The organism is Gammaproteobacteria bacterium, assembly GCA_034522055.1.
Lineage (GTDB): Bacteria > Pseudomonadota > Gammaproteobacteria > JAABTG01 > JAABTG01 > JAABTG01.
Genome location: JAXHLS010000006.1, coordinates 1,191,635 through 1,208,199 on the forward strand (window position 1 = coordinate 1,191,635; position 16,565 = coordinate 1,208,199).

Annotated in this window: 11 protein-coding genes; 9 read left to right on the plus strand and 2 right to left on the minus strand. The window is 67.2% G+C overall.

Annotated features, from left to right (window positions below; all coding sequences use genetic code 11):
- The first annotated feature begins 11 nt into the window (after window positions 1–11).
- Genes U5S82_24275 through U5S82_24285 form a run of 3 tightly spaced genes read left to right on the plus strand, consistent with a single transcriptional unit; the run spans window position 12 to window position 3,203 of the window.
- A complete protein-coding gene (locus U5S82_24275; GenBank protein MDZ7754680.1) occupies window positions 12–1,082 on the plus strand; it encodes an NADH-dependent flavin oxidoreductase in 1,071 nt (356 codons plus the stop codon).
- A gap of 10 nt (window positions 1,083–1,092) precedes the next feature.
- Complete coding sequence (locus U5S82_24280; protein MDZ7754681.1) at window positions 1,093–2,184, plus strand: microcin C ABC transporter permease YejB; 1,092 nt, start codon at window positions 1,093–1,095, stop codon at window positions 2,182–2,184.
- Window positions 2,184–3,203: an ABC transporter permease gene (locus U5S82_24285; GenBank protein MDZ7754682.1), complete on the plus strand. Its 1,020-nt coding sequence runs from the start codon at window positions 2,184–2,186 to the stop codon at window positions 3,201–3,203. The genes U5S82_24280 and U5S82_24285 overlap by 1 nt, the downstream gene beginning before the upstream one ends.
- A gap of 336 nt (window positions 3,204–3,539) precedes the next feature.
- On the opposite strand, the gene U5S82_24290 is transcribed toward U5S82_24285, so the two are convergent.
- Window positions 3,540–4,556 (minus strand): IS110 family transposase, encoded by a 1,017-nt coding sequence (locus U5S82_24290; GenBank protein MDZ7754683.1) that lies wholly within the window; start codon window positions 4,554–4,556, stop codon window positions 3,540–3,542.
- A 323-nt stretch (window positions 4,557–4,879) separates the two neighbouring features.
- Here U5S82_24290 and U5S82_24295 point away from each other — a divergent pair, with 323 nt between their 5' ends.
- From U5S82_24295 to U5S82_24310, 4 genes are all read left to right on the plus strand, one after another.
- Complete coding sequence (locus tag U5S82_24295) at window positions 4,880–6,502, plus strand: ABC transporter ATP-binding protein (GenBank protein MDZ7754684.1); 1,623 nt, start codon at window positions 4,880–4,882, stop codon at window positions 6,500–6,502.
- A 41-nt stretch (window positions 6,503–6,543) separates the two neighbouring features.
- On the plus strand, window positions 6,544–7,929 hold the full coding sequence (gene purB / locus U5S82_24300) for an adenylosuccinate lyase (GenBank protein ID MDZ7754685.1): 1,386 nt from the start codon (window positions 6,544–6,546) through the stop codon (window positions 7,927–7,929).
- A gap of 317 nt (window positions 7,930–8,246) precedes the next feature.
- Window positions 8,247–8,762 carry a hypothetical protein gene (locus U5S82_24305; GenBank protein ID MDZ7754686.1) on the plus strand — a complete coding sequence of 172 codons (516 nt, stop codon included), beginning with the start codon at window positions 8,247–8,249 and terminating at the stop codon, window positions 8,760–8,762.
- A 77-nt stretch (window positions 8,763–8,839) separates the two neighbouring features.
- Complete coding sequence (locus U5S82_24310) at window positions 8,840–9,694, plus strand: hypothetical protein (protein ID MDZ7754687.1); 855 nt, start codon at window positions 8,840–8,842, stop codon at window positions 9,692–9,694.
- Window positions 9,695–9,989: 295 nt separating this feature from the next.
- On the opposite strand, the gene U5S82_24315 is transcribed toward U5S82_24310, so the two are convergent.
- Window positions 9,990–10,556 (minus strand): hypothetical protein, encoded by a 567-nt coding sequence (locus U5S82_24315; GenBank protein ID MDZ7754688.1) that lies wholly within the window; start codon window positions 10,554–10,556, stop codon window positions 9,990–9,992.
- A gap of 314 nt (window positions 10,557–10,870) precedes the next feature.
- Between U5S82_24315 and purL the strand changes: the two genes are divergently transcribed.
- Both purL and msrP read left to right on the plus strand, forming a co-directional pair.
- Complete coding sequence (purL, locus tag U5S82_24320) at window positions 10,871–14,752, plus strand: phosphoribosylformylglycinamidine synthase (protein MDZ7754689.1); 3,882 nt, start codon at window positions 10,871–10,873, stop codon at window positions 14,750–14,752.
- Window positions 14,753–15,361: 609 nt separating this feature from the next.
- Window positions 15,362–16,342: a protein-methionine-sulfoxide reductase catalytic subunit MsrP gene (gene msrP, locus U5S82_24325; GenBank protein MDZ7754690.1), complete on the plus strand. Its 981-nt coding sequence runs from the start codon at window positions 15,362–15,364 to the stop codon at window positions 16,340–16,342.
- The last annotated feature ends 223 nt before the right edge of the window (window positions 16,343–16,565 follow it).

Here is a 16,565-nt window from a genome sequence, read left to right on the forward strand (position 1 = left end):
AGAATTCATGCATGAGTGACGACAGGCTGTTCTCGGCCTTCCAGATCAAGGGACATACCCTCAGGAACCGCATCGGCGTGGCCCCCATGACCCGCACCTCATCGATACGGGACAGCGTGCCCCGGGACGACGTGCTGGAGTTCCTGGTGCGGCGTGCCAGGAACGGCGCCGCCGTGGTCTATACCGAGGCCATCGTCACGGACTACGAGAGCGCCCAGGGCTATCCCCGCCAGGCGCGGCTGGTGACCCAGCGCCAGATCGACGCCTGGAAACCGGTGGTGGCCGCCATCCAGGAGGCCGGGGCCCTGGCCGTCATGCAGATGTTCCACTGCGGCCGCATGGCCTGGGAGGAAGTCAATCCGGCGGGCCGGGTCATCGCCCCGAGCCGCCTCGCGCCGCGGGACGACAACCCCCTCACGGGCCGGCCCTATCCCCAGCCTGACGCCATGTCCCTGTTCGACATCGAGCACGTCATCGACGGCTTCGTCCAGACCGCCCGCGGCGCCGTGGCGGCCGGCTTCGACGGCATCGAGATCCACGGCGCCCACGGCTATCTCATCAGCCAGTTCCTCTCTTCCTATGCCAATCAACGGGACGACCACTATGGCGGCCCCCTGGAGCAGCGTTTCCGCTTCGCCCGGGAGATCATCCGCGCGGTCCATGACGTGGTACCCAACGACCGCCTGCTCGCCTTTCGCATCTCCAACTGGGGAGTGGCGGACATGGATGTGTCCCTGTTCGCCGGCGCGGCCGAATGGCGGGATCTCATCACCCTGCTGAATGCCGAACCCCTGGACGTGCTGTCGGTGTCCACCTACGACCACGCCCTGCCGGCCTGGGACAGCGGCAAGACCATGGCCGGCCTGACCCGGGAGGTCACGGACAAGCCCCTGTTCATCGGTGGCAAGATCCACGACCGCGCCAGCGCCGAGGCCGCCCTGGCCGATGCCGATGTGGTGTTGTTTGCCAAGTCCATGCTGCTGAACCCGAACCTGGTGGAGGACCTGCGGGCCGGCACCCCCCTGCCCGCCTATGCGTCGGCGGACGCCAACGTGGCCTACGGCGAGGAACCCCTGCCCTAGAGTCCCGCTCATGAGCGCGTACATCCTCCGCCGTCTGCTGCTGATGGTGCCCACCCTGTTCGGCATCATGGTGCTCAACTACGTCATCGTACAGGCCGCGCCCGGCGGCCCCGTCGAGCGTCTGGTGGCCGAACTCAAGGGGCACGGCGTGGCGGCCACGGCGCGCATGGGGGGCAGTGCCGCGGGCGATGCCGGCATGGCGGCGGCCGGCGGCGGCCGGGACTACACCGGCACCAAGGGCATCGATCCCGAGTTGCTGGCGGACATCGAGCGCCTCTACGGCTTCGACAAGCCGGCCCACGAGCGCTTCTTCCAGATGATGGGCCAGTACCTGCGCTTCGAGTTCGGTGACAGCTTCTACCAGGACCGCAGTGTGGTGGACCTGGTGATCGACAAGCTGCCGGTGTCCATCTCCCTGGGGCTGTGGACCACCCTGCTGGTCTATGTCATCTCCATACCGTTGGGGATCGCCAAGGCGGTGCGCGATGGCAGCCGCTTCGACATGTGGACCAGCGCCGTGGTCATCGTGGGCTACGCCATCCCCGGCTTCATGTTCGCCCTGCTGCTGGTGGTGCTGTTCGCCGGCGGCAGCTTCCTGGACTGGTTTCCCCTGCGCGGCCTCGTCTCGGAGAACTGGGAGGAGCTGTCCTGGCCGGCCCGCATCGCCGACTACTTCTGGCACATCACCCTGCCGGTGACGGCCATGGTCATCGGCGGCTTCGCCGGCCTCACCATGCTCACCAAGAACTCCTTCCTGGACGAGATCAACAAGCAGTACGTCATGACCGCCCGCGCCAAGGGTCTCACCGAGAACCGGGTGCTCTACGGCCACGTGTTCCGCAACGCCATGCTCATCGTGGTGGCCGGCTTCCCCAGCGCCTTCGTGGGGATCCTGTTCACCGGGGCCCTGCTCATCGAGGTGATCTTCTCCCTCGACGGCCTGGGGCTGCTGGGCTTCGAGGCGGCCATCAACCGCGACTATCCCGTCATGTTCGGCACCCTGTTCTTTTTTACCCTGCTGGGGCTGGTGCTGAACCTCGCGGGCGACCTCATGTACGTGGCCATCGACCCCCGCATCGACTTCGAGAGCCGGGAGAACTGATGAGCCCCCTGAACCGGCGCCGCTTCGCCAATTTCCGCGCCAACCGCCGGGGCTGGTGGTCCCTGTGGATCTTCCTGGTGCTGTTCGTCCTGAGCCTGGGGGCCGAGTTGGTGGCCAACGACAAACCCCTGGTGGTGAGCTTCCAGGGCGACTGGTACTTTCCGATATTCAAGGCCTACCCGGAGACTACCTTCGGCGGCGACTTCGAGACCGAGGCGGCCTACCGCGACCCCTATGTCCGGGAGCTCATCGCGGCCGACGGCTGGATGGTGTGGCCGCCGGTGCCCTACAGCTACGACACCATCAACTACGACCTGCCCGTGCCCGCCCCGGCCCCGCCATCGGCGGAGAACTGGCTGGGCACCGACGACCAGGGCCGGGACGTCACCGCGCGCCTCATCTACGGCTTCCGCATCTCGGTGCTGTTCGGTCTCACCCTCACCCTGGCCAGCTCCGTCATCGGCGTGGTGGCCGGTGCGGTGCAGGGCTACTTCGGCGGGCGCATCGATCTCTTCTTCCAGCGCATCATCGAGATCTGGTCGGGGCTGCCGGTGCTTTACCTGCTCATCATCCTGGCCAGCGTGGTGGAGCCCAACTTCTGGTGGCTGCTGCTGCTGATGCTGCTGTTCTCGTGGATGTCCCTGGTGGGAGTGGTGCGGGCGGAGTTCCTGCGGGCGCGCAATTTCGACTACATCCGCGCGGCCCGGGCCCTGGGGGTGACGGACCTGGTGATCATCTTCCGCCACACCCTGCCCAATGCCATGGTGGCCACCCTCACCTTCCTGCCCTTCATATTGAACGGCTCCATCACCACCCTCACCTCCCTGGATTTCCTCGGCTTCGGCCTGCCCCCCGGCTCCGCCTCCCTGGGAGAACTGCTGGCCCAGGGCAAGGCCAACCTCCAGGCCCCGTGGCTCGGCATCACCGCCTTCATGGTGCTGGCGGTGATGCTGTCCCTGCTCATCTTCATCGGCGAGGCGGCCCGCGACGCCTTCGACCCCCGCAAGACCTTCAACTGAGATGATGAATCCTGCCAGAACGCCGTTGGATACTCTCGCCAAGACGTATATGGTCTCCTCCCGTTTTGCAAGGCTCTGTGGTCGGTTCTGACAGGGACAGGATTGCGGTCGTATATCCGGCCTGTTGATGAAGGCATGGCTGCCTTCTGGCCTCGATGAAGTTCGCGCGTATCGTCCTTATCGCTAAGGCGGCCTCTGAAGAGGGCCCGCGGCTTGGTCAGGTTTTCGATACGCCGGTCTGACCTGTTTGTCATCTTCGCTCACATAGCCGTCGCAATCGTCGGCAGGATTAACCTCCAAAAATCATCTTCGATGTGCTCTACGCTTGCCCTAGCCTCAGGCGGGCTGATAGACCGTGTTGTGGCGCAACACCGCCCAACCAATGCGCGCCAGCTTGTTGGCCAGCGCCACCGTGGCTTTGTTCACGCCCCGCTCGGCCACCAGGCGCTGCACCCAGCGGCTCAGGCGGTCCTCTTTGCCGGGGGCCCGGCGCACCACCGAGCGGGCCCCATGCACCAGCAGGCTGCGCAGATACCTGTCGCCGCGCTTGGTGATCCCCAGCAGCACCGCCTTGCCACCGCTGGAGTGCTGGCGTGGCACCATCCCCAACGCGGCCGAGACATCGCGCCCCCGGCGATAGCCTCGACCATCACCCACGGTGGCATAAAACGCACCTGCCACCACCGGCCCAAACCCCGGGATCGTGCACAGACGCCGCTCGGCCTCACGCTCGCGCGCACCCTGCTTGATCAGTCCACTGTAGTACTTGATATGCCCATCGAGTTCACACAACTGCTGATAGCCACGCTCCAGCAGCTGCCGGAACAGGGCGTTGAGCCCATTCTCGCCATCCTCGAGCAACTCCGGGATGCGACGGCGCAGGCGCCCCACGCCTTGGGGCACCACAATCCCGTACTCGGCCAGCAGCCCGCGTAACTGGTTGCACAACGCCGTACGGTCGTCCACCACCCCTGAACGCAGCCGGTGCAGGGCCTGGATATCCTGCTGAGCCTGGCTCTTGGGCGGCACAAAACGCATCCCCGGGCGCCCGAGCGCTTCGGCAATCGCTCGGGCATCGTTGTAGTCGTTCTTCTGACCCCGCACATAGGCCTTGACGTGCTGGGCCGGGATCAGCCGCACCTCGTGCCCCAGTGCCTGCAGCTCACGGGCCCAGTAGTGGGACCCGGCACAAGCCTCCATACCCACCAGGCAGGGGGGCAGATTAGCAAACCATCCAAGCACTTGGTTGCGGCGGAGCATTTTCTTGCTTACCTCCCGCCCATGGCGATCCAGGTACACGACATGAAACACGTTCTTTGCCAGATCCAGACCCACAGTAGTAATCTCAGACATGGTCTTCTCCTTCTTCATCTCGATGGTTGTTAACGTTTCCATCGTGGCACATCAGATGCCGAACAGATTATAGAGGGAGGAGACCATCTCATCGCCAAGGGCGCCAAGAAGATTTTTCTCACAGAGGCACAGAGGCACTGAGTTCATGAGGATTTTTATCTCTTTGTGCCTCTGTGCCTCCGTGAGAGAACCCGCTTTTCACGGCGTCGGCCACGGCTACAGGCGTCGTCCGCACGCAAGGGCCTCTGCAAGCCAGCCACATTCCCCAGACAAGCAGTATCTTGGCGCCCTTGGCGCCCTTGGCGAGAGCAACCGCTTTCCAAATGAATAAGCCTTTACTCGAGATCGAGGATCTGGCCGTGCGGTTTACCAGCCGTGAGGGGGTGGTCGACGCGGTGAAAAGGGTGTCCTTCACCGTGGATCGGGGCGAGACCGTGGCCCTGGTGGGGGAGAGCGGTTCCGGCAAGTCCGTCACCGCCTTGTCCATCCTCCAGCTCCTGCCCTACCCCTTGGCGAGCCACCCTGCGGGCAGTATCCGGCTGCTGGGGGACGAGGTGGTGGGGGCGCCCGAGCCGCGGCTGCGGGCCATCCGTGGCGACCGCGTGGGGATGATCTTCCAGGAGCCCATGACCTCCCTGAACCCACTGCACACCATCGAGAAACAGATCGGCGAGACCCTGAAGATCCATCGCGGCATGGGGCCGGCGGCGGCCCGGGACCGCATCCGCGAGCTGCTTGATCTGGTGGGCCTGCCCGACGCCCGCGAGCGCCTGAGTGCCTATCCCCATCAGCTCTCCGGCGGTCAGCGCCAGCGGGTCATGATCGCCATGGCGCTGGCCAACGAGCCCGACCTGCTCATTGCCGACGAGCCCACCACCGCCCTGGATGTCACCATCCAGTCCCAGATCCTCGACCTCCTCGCCGACCTCCAGGCCCGTCTCGACATGGCGGTGCTGCTCATCACCCACGACCTCAACATCGTGCGCCGGGTGGCCCACCGGGTGTGCGTCATGCAGGACGGCGAACTGTGCGAGCAGGGCACCCTCGAGCGGGTATTCCACAGCCCCGAACACTCCTATACCCGCAAGCTGCTGGACGCCGAGCCGGAGGGGACCCCCGGCCCCGTACCCATCAAGGCCGAGACGGTGATGCAGTGCGAGGAGCTGCGGGTGTGGTTCCCCATCCAGAAGGGCTTCCTGCGCCGTACCGTGGACCACGTTCGGGCGGTGGACGGCGTCTCCCTGGCGGTGCGCGGGGGCGAGACCGTGGGCATCGTGGGGGAGAGCGGCTCCGGCAAGACCACCCTGGGCCTCGCCCTACTGCGCCTCCAGAGCAGTCGCGGCCCCATCCTGTTCAGGGGCCGCGACATCCAGGGCTGGTCCAACCGCCGGGTGCGGCCCCTGCGCCGGGAGATGCAGGTGGTCTTCCAGGATCCCTTCGGCAGCCTCAGCCCGCGCATGTCCGTGGCCCAGATCGTGGAGGAGGGGCTGCGGGTGCACGGCCTCGGCGCCACCACCGTAGAGCGCGAGGAACTCATCGTGGAGGCCCTGGAGGAGGTGGGCCTCGATCCCGCCGCCCGCCACCGCTACCCCCACGAGTTCTCCGGCGGCCAGCGCCAGCGCATCGCCATCGCCCGGGCCATGGTGCTGAAGCCGCGGCTGGTGGTGCTGGACGAACCCACCTCGGCCCTGGACCGTACGGTGCAGAAGCAGATCATCGAACTCCTGCGCACCCTCCAGCGCCGCCACGGCATCGCCTACCTGTTCATCAGCCACGACCTGGCCGTGGTGCGGGCCCTGGCCCACCAGCTCATCGTCATGCGCCGGGGGGAGGTGGTAGAGGCCGGCGATACCCGCCAGGTGTTCGATGAGCCCCGCGCCGACTACACCCGGGCCCTCATGGCCGCCGCCTTTGCGCATCGCCCTTTGGACCGGGACGGGCCCTGATTTAGACTGGCCCGCTGTTCAACCCTCAGCCGGGAGTTCCCATGGAGCTGTCCTCACTCACCGCCGTATCCCCCATCGATGGCCGCTACGGCGCCAAGACCGCCGATCTGCGGCCCCTGTTCAGCGAGTTCGGCCTCATCCGCCATCGCGTGCTGGTGGAGGTGGAGTGGCTGAAGGCCTTGGCGGCCCACCCCGGCATCACCGAGGTCGTCCCCTTCAGTGACCATGCCCGCAACGTGCTGGATGGCCTCGTGGCGCGCTTCTCCGAGGAGGATGCCCAGCGCGTCAAGAACATCGAGCGCACCACCAACCACGACGTCAAGGCGGTGGAATACTTTCTCAAGGAGAAGATCACCGGCAACACGGAACTGGCGGCCGCCAGTGAGTTCATCCACTTCGCCTGCACCTCCGAGGACATCAACAACCTGGCCTACGCCCTCATCCTCAGGGAGGCACGGACCCAGGCCCTGCTGCCCCTGATGGACGAGCTGGTGGACCTCACCGGCACCATGGGGCGGGAGCTGGCGGACCAGGCCATGCTGTCCCGCACCCACGGCCAGCCCGCCACCCCCACCACCATGGGCAAGGAGCTGGCCAACGTGGCCCACCGCCTGGGACGCCAGCGCGACCAGCTGGCGGCGGTGCCGGTGATGGGCAAGATCAACGGCGCCGTGGGCAACTACAACGCTCACCTGGTCACCTACCCGGAGGTGGACTGGCCCGCCCTCGCCGAGGGCTTCGTCGCGAACCTCGGCCTCGCCTGGAACCCCTACACCACCCAAATCGAGCCCCATGACTTCGTAGCCGAGCTGTTCCACGTCCTGGTGCGCTTCAACAACGTGCTCCTGGACCTGTGCCGGGACGCCTGGTCCTACATCTCCCTGGGTTATTTCAAGCAGAAGACGGTGGCCGGCGAGGTGGGCTCCTCCACCATGCCCCACAAGGTCAACCCCATCGATTTCGAGAACGCCGAGGGCAACCTGGGGCTGGCCAACGCCCTGCTGGAGCACTTGGCGGGCAAGCTGGCGGTCTCCCGCTGGCAGCGGGACCTGTCGGACTCCACGGTACTGCGCAATCTCGGCGTGGCCGTTGGCCACTCGCTGCTGGCCTACCAGTCGGCCCTGCGGGGCCTCGGCAAGCTGGAGATCAACGCCGAGCGCCTCGCCGCCGATCTCAGCCAGAACTGGGAGGTGCTGGCGGAACCGGTGCAGACGGTTATGCGCCGCTACGGCGTGGATCGGCCCTACGAGCGTCTCAAGGAACTGACCCGCGGGCGCTCCATCACCCGCGACGCGCTCCACGGTTTCATCCGCGGCCTGCCCATCCCGGAGCAGGCCAAGCAGGGCCTGCTGGAGCTCACCCCCGCCAGCTACATCGGCAACGCCCCGGAAGCCGCCCGCCGCCAAGGGCGGGAAGCAGGGTCGTGACGGGGACCGCGGCGCGCCTCCACGCCCGGGCTTCGGCCGAGGGCTTGAAATGCCGTTCATCTTGCCCCCGGGGCCACGGGATATTGAACAGGGCACGAACACAACGAAAAACAAATTGTAGATCGGGCTTCAGCCCGACACCGCCCCCCCTGGCAGGTAGTCCCGACCCGGCGCGAGGTATGCGCGGCGGGTTTGATTGTCGGGATGAATCCCGACCTACATCCGTGCCAAAGGAGCAGGCGGTGGTTGTGTATCTATATATTCTATAATGTAATTTGAACCTCAGCAGGGACGGCGCACCCCATGACCATCGACCCATGACTATCGACATTGGCCATCACGTCCTCGGTAAGAGTGCCGGGACCATCGGCGTCGGCACCAGCGAGGAGGTATGCCGGGTGGCCACGGCCCTGGTGTCCCAGGCCCGCTTCGGCGTGGACATCGTCACCCGCGACCTGGACCCCGCCGTCTACGATGACGCCGATTTCCTCGCGGCCCTCAAGGCCTTCGTCCTGGAACGCCGCCGGGTGGAGGTGCGCATCCTGGTGCGCGACCCCATGCCCGCGGTGCGTCGCGGCCATCGCCTCATCCCCCTGGCCCAGCAGCTCTCCACCTTCTTCGCCATCCGCGTGCCGGCCCGCCATCACCGGGATTTCAATCAGGCCTTCCTCGTGGTGGACGGCACCGGCTATGTCCATCGCGAGTTGGCGGAGCGCTACGACGGCACGGCGGACTTCAACGATCGCCTGCAGGCCAAGGGGCTGCAGCGCCTGTTCGAGGAGATGTGGGAAGCGGCGGTTCCGAGCCCCGAACTGCGACGTATGCCTATCTGACTCTCATGTTAGCCATGAAACACCCGACCCTGAACCGCCATGACGCCTTTTCCTGGAGAACAGTCCTGAGGGGGCTCATGGGTCTGCTCGCCGGCTTGCTCCTGGCCAACCCCGCCCACGGCGCGGGACTGGCGACGGAGGTATTCAGCCTCGGCTTTCGCACCGTGGACGAGGTGGCGCCCATGCTCGCCCCTCTGACACCCCCGCCCGGCGCGGTCACCGGCCTGGGCAACCGTCTCGTGGTACGTACCACGCCGGACAACATGGCCGAGGTGCGCGACGTCCTTGCGGCCATCGACCGGCCACCCAGGTCCCTGCTGGTAAGCATCAAACGGGATACCCTCGAGCGCACCCAAGACCGGGGCGCCGAAGCCCGTCTCGAAGCGACCCGCGGCGACGCTCGTGTTTCTGCCGGCGGCGGCCCCCGCGCCAGCGGCGGCGGACGCGTCATCATCGACGACGGCGCCGGCCGGCGCATGGAAAGCCGGGTCTACGCCACAGACCGCTTGGCCGAGGACCGCGGCGTCCAGAGCATCCGCACCCTCGAGGGCCGGGATGCCTTCATCTCCGCGGGCGTGGAAATCCCAGTCCATGGCCGTCGTTACGGGCTGGCCCACCGCGGCGCCATCAGCACCGAGGACACCCGCTATCGCCACGTCGCCCGCGGTTTTTACGTGCGGCCCCTGGTCCATGGTGATCGGGTGTTGGTGGAGATACGCAGTATCGATACGCGGCTGGCCGCAGGCGCGGGAGGGCTGGTACGCCGCCACGACGCCGATACCGTGGTATCGGGCCGGGTGGGAGAGTGGTTGGTGGTGGGAAGCGAGGACCAGGAGGAGACCCGGGCCCGCAAGGGGTTCGACTACGGGGCCGGAGCCCGAACGCTGGGAAAATACACCCTGCTGCTCAAGATCGAGGTACTGCCGCCCTAACTCTCGACTTTCACGTTAACTCTCATGGCGCTACGCGCCACCCGAAGTAATGAAAGAGGAGCACGTATCGCCATGTTCGTTCCCTCACCCCATCCCTGTACTGCGGGCATCCTGCCCTTCGCCCTGCGGGCCGCGCCAGGGCGCGTTCAAATCCGTTCCCGACGGATTTGTCCCAGAGGGAGAGGGGGAGAGCGGGCTTCGCGACTTTCACGTTAACGTAGACCCCCCCCGTGGATAGCGAGGAAACGGCCCGGTTCACCAGCCGTTTCCCGTTGTCAGCGCCGCTCCGGCCTGGCTAGATGCCGTCCTCGCTCATGGCGTCACCCTCCATGCTCTCTTCAGAGGCATCGGGACTGGAGGCGACGATCACCAGCAGCCAGATCACGAGCAACGGCCCCCACAGGGCCAGCGCGGCCCATAGCTTACCCCGGGGTTTGGATGTGGCGACCTGTACCTCGGGCGCAGGCGTTCCGGCAGGCTCGGGCTCCGGCTTGGTCTCAGGCTTGTCAGGCTTCGTGGGTTCCATCTTGGCGGGTTCCGTTGTGGTGGACTCTTCCCTGGCGGGAGCGGGGGTGGTGGCGGTACCTTTCTTGGCCGGCGCGGCCTTCTTGGCTACCGGGGCAGACTTCTTACTCACCGCGGCCTTCTTGGCAACGGCCTTTTTCTTCGGTGCGGCCTCCTTCTTGGCAGCGGCCTTCTTCTTGGCGGCGGCCTTCTTTTTCACCGCCGCCTTCCTGGTGGCGGCGGCCTTGGTTGCAGGGGCGGCGGATTCCGTCTTCGCGGGGGCCGCCTCGCCCGCCGGGGTATCGCCCGCGGCCGCGCCGGTGCCCTCTTCGCCCTCCGGTTTATCTACGTCTGCCATTCATATACTCCCCAGATTGGATGGAAAAAGTAAAGAAGGAAAGGTCCCTCAAAGCCATGCGCGTCGCACCGTGGCTGCGCGCCATGCCATCACACCCATCATGGCCGCAGGCCCGTGGTGTCATCCACGGCCATGGTGCCGTCCGGCTGCGTTTTATCGTTATGGCGCAAATTTAAATCAAACCGTGCGCGGATGCCACAGGGGACGCTCCAAGAGGTGGGGATACCGCCCTCGCCAGCCCGGGCGTCTCGTTCGACTGCCGCCGTTGCATTATCATGCCCTCTTCCAACCACCGTCCCGGACCCGGCCACTCCATGTATCTCATCGGCACGCCCGCATATTCCACCTTCCGCCTCGACAAGATTCTCGATGCCGTGCGTAACCCCTGTCCGGAGGTGACAGGCATCGACGCCCGCACCCTCTATTTCGTCGATGCTCCGGTCTTCGATCAGGGCTTGGTCGACAGGCTGCGGGTGCTGCTGGAGGCCCCGGAGGATACCTCCGGATTCCACATCAGCATGGTGACGGTGCCTCGGCCCGGCACCATCTCGCCGTGGTCCACCAAGGCCACGGACATCGCCCGCGTGTGCGGCCTCGACGGCGTGGAGCGCATCGAGCATGGCGTGGCCTGGCAACTGCGTGATGCCCGGGGCCCGTTGGCCGCGGCGACCGCCCACGGGGCCGCCGGGGCCCTCCACGACCGCATGACCGAGGCGGTGATGGCCGATCCCGGGGGCGCCATGACCCGCCTGTTTCGTCATCCCGAGCCCCGCCCCGTTACCGCGGTGGATATCCTCGGTGGCGGGCGGGCGGCCCTGGAGGAGGCCAACCGCGGGCTCGGCCTCGCCCTCAGTGCCGACGAGATGGACTATCTCATGGCGGCCTTCGAGGGCCTCGGCCGCAATCCCAACGACATCGAGTTGATGATGTTCGCCCAGGCCAACTCCGAGCACTGCCGCCACAAGGTGTTCAACGCTTCCTGGACCGTCGACGGCGAGGCCCGTACCCACACCTTGTTCCAGATGATCCGCAACACCCACGAATGTCATCCCGGCGACGTGCTGTCCGCCTACAACGACAACTCGGCGGTGATCCGCGGCGCCTCCGGCCACCGCCTGATGACCGCGCCCGACGGCGCCTATGTCTACCACGAGGAGCCGGTGCACCTGCTGATGAAGGTGGAGACCCATAATCATCCCACCGCCATCTCCCCCTTCCCCGGGGCGGCCACCGGCTCCGGGGGCGAGATCCGCGACGAGGCGGCCACCGGTCGGGGTTCGCGCACCAAGGCCGGCCTGACGGGCTTCTCCGTGTCCAACCTGCGCCTGCCCACCCTGCCCCAGCCCTGGGAGGTGGACCACGGCCGCCCGGCACGCATCGTGTCCCCCTTGGATATCATGATCGAAGGCCCCATCGGCGCCGCCGCCTTCAACAACGAGTTCGGCCGCCCCAACCTGGCCGGCTATTTCCGCACCTACGAGCAGGCCCTGGCTGGCCCCGACGGTACCGAGGTGCGGGGCTATCACAAGCCCATCATGCTGGCGGGCGGCATGGGCAACATCCGCGACGATCATGTCCACAAGGAGCCCATCCCCGCCACCGCCCCCATCGTGGTGCTCGGCGGCCCCGCCATGCTCATCGGGCTCGGCGGCGGTGCCGCGTCGTCCATGGCCCAGGGCCGGAGCGAGCAGGCGCTGGACTTCGCGTCGGTGCAACGGGGCAACCCCGAGATGCAGCGCCGCTGCCAGGAGGTCATCGACCGCTGCTGGGCCCTGGGGGAAGACAACCCCATCCTCTCCATCCACGACGTGGGCGCCGGCGGTCTCTCCAACGCCCTGCCGGAGCTGGTGCACGACAGCCGCCGCGGCGGGCGCTTCGAACTACGGCAGATCCCCAACGACGACCGCGGCATGTCGCCCATGGAGATCTGGTGCAACGAGGCCCAGGAGCGCTACGTGCTGGCCCTGCGGCCCGAGGGCCTCGCCACCTTCAAGGCCCTGTGCGAGCGCGAGCGCTGCCCCCATGCCGTGGTGGGCGAGGCCCGGGCGGAGGAGCATCTCAGCCTGACCGACGGACACTTCGGCGATGCCCCCATCGACCTGCCCCTCGAGGTGCTGTTCGGCAAGCCCCCGCGCATGCATCGCGATGCCACCAGCCGGCCGGTGCCGCGGGACGAGGCCCCCCTGGCCGACGTGCCCCTGGCCGAGGCGGCACGGCGGGTGCTGCAGCTGCCGGCGGTGGCGGACAAATCCTTCCTCATCACCATCGGCGACCGCACCATCAGCGGGCTGGTGGCCCGCGACCAGATGGTGGGGCCATGGCAGGTGCCGGTAGCGGACTGCGCGGTCACCGCGACCGGCTTTCGCAGCCTCACGGGCGAAGCCATGGCCATGGGCGAACGGACACCCTTGGCCCTCCTGGACGGGCCCGCCTCGGGCCGCATGGCGGTGGGCGAGGCCCTCACCAACCTGGCGGCGGCGGCCCTCACCCGCCTGGAGGACGTGGTGCTGTCCGCCAACTGGATGGCGGCGGTGGGCCATCCCGGGGAGGACGCCGCCCTCTACGAGACGGTGCGGGCGGTGGGCATGGAACTGTGCCCTGCCCTCGGTATCGCCATCCCCGTGGGCAAGGATTCCATGTCCATGAAGACCGTATGGACCGAGGATGGCGAGGAGCGCGCCGTCACGGCACCCCTGTCCCTCATCGTCTCCGCCTTCGCCCCGGTGCGGGACGTGCGCCGTACCCTGACCCCCGCCCTGCGCAGCGACTGCGGCGACACCGATCTCATGGTGGTGGACCTGGGCCGGGGCCGCTGCCGCCTGGGCGCCTCGGCCCTGGTCCAGGTCTACGGTCGTCTGGGTGCGGAATGCCCCGACCTGGACGCCCCCGAGGATCTGCGCGCCTTCATCGACACCCTGCAGCGGCTCAACGCCGAGGGCCGGATCCTGGCCTATCACGACCGCTCCGACGGCGGCCTGTTCACCACCCTGTGCGAGATGGCGTTCGCCGGCGGCTGCGGCCTCAACCTGGTGCTGGACACCCTGGAGGGCGAACCCCTGCCCCTGCTGTTCAACGAGGAACTGGGTGCGGTGCTGCAGGTGCGCGCCGACGACAGCCGCGAGGTCCTGGCCCGGCTACGGGCCTGCGGCGGGCTGGCCGACCACGTCCACTGTCTCGGCAAGCCCGAGGCCGACGAGCGCATCCGCATCCGCCGCTTCGGCGAGACCCTGTTCGACGCATCCCGCACCGAGCTGCGGCGCCTGTGGTCCGCCACCTCACACCACGTCCAGGCCCTGCGGGACAACCCGGAGTGCGCCCGCCAGGAGTATGACCGCCTGCTGGACGCGGCGGACCCGGGCCTCGGCGTGGCCGCCACCTTCGATGTGGAGGAGGACATCACGGCGCCCTGGGTCCATCTCGCCCGGCCCCGGGTGGCCATCCTCCGGGAGCAGGGTGTCAACGGCCAGCTGGAGATGGCGGCCGCCTTCCACCGTGCCGGCTTCGACGCCCTGGATGTCCACATGAGCGACCTCCTGGCGGGGCGCCTAACTCTGGACGACTTCCGGGGCCTGGCGGCCTGCGGCGGCTTCTCCTATGGCGACGTCCTGGGGGCCGGCAGCGGCTGGGCCCGTTCCATCCTCATGAACCCGCGGGCCCGCGACCAGTTCGCGGCCTGGTTCGAGCGCCCGGACACCTTCAGCCTCGGGGTGTGCAACGGCTGTCAGATGCTGGCCCAGCTGCGGGATCTGATGCCGGGTGCCGAAGGCTGGCCTCTGTTCTGCCGCAACACCTCGGAACAGTTCGAGGCCCGCCTGGTGATGGTGGAGGTGGCCGACACCCCGTCCCTGTTCTTCACCGGCATGGCGGGCTCACGCCTGCCCGTGGCCGTGGCCCACGGCGAGGGACGCGCCGAGTTCGCCGCTGGCCAGGGCCCCGCGGACCTCGCCGCCGCGGGCCTGGTGGCTCTGCGCTACGTGGACAATCGCGGTCACGTCACCGAGGCCTACCCCGCCAACCCCAACGGTTCCCCGGCAGGCATCACCGGCCTGACCACCACCGACGGCCGCGTCACCGCCCTGATGCCCCATCCGGAGCGCCTGTTTCGCGCCGTCCAGTACTCCTGGCGGCCCGACGGCTGGGACGAGGACGGACCATGGCTGCGCATGTTCCGCAACGCGCGGGTATGGGTGGGGTGAGGCGGCATGCCGGCCGGGATTGGCGGCGGATGGAATGGGGAAATGGGAAATGGGAAATGGGCGAAGATCAGGGAGGAGTGGAGGTTTGGACAAGCGCCGCGAACCCACCCGCCACCGCCTGTTCCCGGGACACGGATGTAGGTCGGGATTCATCCCGACATTAACGCCCGCCGCCCACACCACGGGCCGGGCCGGAACCACCCGCAGGCTGTCGGGCTGAAGCCCGACCTACAGCTCGACCCACAGAGACACCACCGCCGCCTGTTCCTGTGGCATGGATGTAGGTCGGGATTCATCCCGACATTAACGCCCGCCGCCCACACCACGGGCCGGGCCGGAACCACCCGCAAGCTGTCGGGCTGCAGCCCGACCTACCACCCGACCGACAGCCCGACCTACAGATACACAACCATCGTCCCTTCCTGCGGCACGGATGTAGGTCGGGATTCATCCCGACATAAAAAGCCCGCCCGGCCGGTCTGATCGTCTTGGGTACTGAACCCGCGGCACTGGCGAGGGCGTCGGTGCCACCGAACCGGACGGGTGTTTTGTGCGTAGAATCGGTAATAGGTCTGGATGCATCCCGACTCGGAGCCCTGGAGACATAACATGCTCATCAAAAGACCACCGGACGTAAGATCCTCGGAGATCACGCCCCGGGACCTCTACATAAAACGGCGCCTGTTCCTGAAGGCGGGCGCGGCGGGCCTCGCGGCGGCGAGCCCCGTTGCCGGGGCTTTCTTCGGGGCCGGTGACAGCGAGGCGGAACGGGTGGGGCCCGGGCCCAAGCCCTACGCGGACGCCCCGCGCCATCCCGCGAGCACCGGCGAGGAGCCCACCACCTACAAGGACGCCACCACTTACAACAACTTCTACGAGTTCGGCACCGGCAAGGAAGACCCCGCCAGGAACAGCGATGCCTTCGAGCCGCGGCCCTGGTCCGTCAAGGTGGATGGTGAGTGCCACAAGCCGGCCACCTTGGATCTCGACGATCTGCTGCGTCCCCATACCCTGGAGGAGCGCATCTACCGCCTGCGCTGCGTGGAGGCCTGGTCCATGGTGATACCGTGGATAGGGTTTCCCCTGGGGGACCTGCTGGCCCGCTTCGAGCCCACCTCGGCGGCCCGCTTCGTGGAGTTCACCACCCTGCTGGACCCCGAGCAGATGCCGGGCCAGCGTTCCCGGGTGCTGGACTGGCCCTATCGCGAGGGCCTGCGCCTCGACGAGGCCATGCATCCCCTCACCATCCTTTCCGTCGGTCTCTACGGCGAGGTGTTGCCCAAGCAGAACGGCGCCCCCCTGCGCCTGGTGGTGCCCTGGAAATACGGCTTCAAGAGCATCAAATCCATCGTGCGCATACGCTTCGTGCGGGAGCAGCCCACCACCGCCTGGAACACCTCGGCGCCCCAGGAATACGGCTTCTATTCCAACGTAAACCCCCGGGTGAGCCACCCGCGCTGGAGCCAGGCCAAGGAGCGCCGCATCGGCGACGGTCTTCTTACCCCCAAGCGCGAAACCCTCATGTTCAACGGCTATGGGGACCAGGTGGCCGGCCTGTATGCAGGCATGGACCTGACGAGAGACTTTTAGGGCCCCAAGAAAGGTGTCAGGAACCTTTTCCTGCAGGCTGTCGGGCTGAAGCCCGACCTACAGAGACACCACCTCCGCCCGTTCCAGCGGCGCGGATGGTGGTCGGGATTCATCCCGACATGAGCCAATCGGAGATGACACGGCTCTGAGGGCGGGTGCGGTTGGCAGGGGTTGGTGTCGGGTTGAGGCCCACAGCATCGCCAACAGCGCGCTTACAGTCGTG

Excerpts from the sequence above, each read along its gene's own strand:
- U5S82_24290 (MDZ7754683.1), bottom strand. The coding sequence starts at position 4,556 with ATGTCTGAGATTACTACTGTGGGTCTGGATCTGGCAAAGAACGTGTTT.
- U5S82_24275 (MDZ7754680.1), top strand. The coding sequence starts at position 12 with ATGAGTGACGACAGGCTGTTCTCGGCCTTCCAGATCAAGGGACATACC.
- U5S82_24280 (MDZ7754681.1), top strand. The coding sequence starts at position 1,093 with ATGAGCGCGTACATCCTCCGCCGTCTGCTGCTGATGGTGCCCACCCTG.
- U5S82_24285 (MDZ7754682.1), top strand. The coding sequence starts at position 2,184 with ATGAGCCCCCTGAACCGGCGCCGCTTCGCCAATTTCCGCGCCAACCGC.
- U5S82_24295 (MDZ7754684.1), top strand. The coding sequence starts at position 4,880 with ATGAATAAGCCTTTACTCGAGATCGAGGATCTGGCCGTGCGGTTTACC.
- U5S82_24305 (MDZ7754686.1), top strand. The coding sequence starts at position 8,247 with ATGACTATCGACATTGGCCATCACGTCCTCGGTAAGAGTGCCGGGACC.
- purB (MDZ7754685.1), top strand. The coding sequence starts at position 6,544 with ATGGAGCTGTCCTCACTCACCGCCGTATCCCCCATCGATGGCCGCTAC.
- U5S82_24315 (MDZ7754688.1), bottom strand. The coding sequence starts at position 10,556 with ATGGCAGACGTAGATAAACCGGAGGGCGAAGAGGGCACCGGCGCGGCC.
- purL (MDZ7754689.1), top strand. The coding sequence starts at position 10,871 with ATGTATCTCATCGGCACGCCCGCATATTCCACCTTCCGCCTCGACAAG.
- msrP (MDZ7754690.1), top strand. The coding sequence starts at position 15,362 with ATGCTCATCAAAAGACCACCGGACGTAAGATCCTCGGAGATCACGCCC.
- U5S82_24310 (MDZ7754687.1), top strand. The coding sequence starts at position 8,840 with ATGGGTCTGCTCGCCGGCTTGCTCCTGGCCAACCCCGCCCACGGCGCG.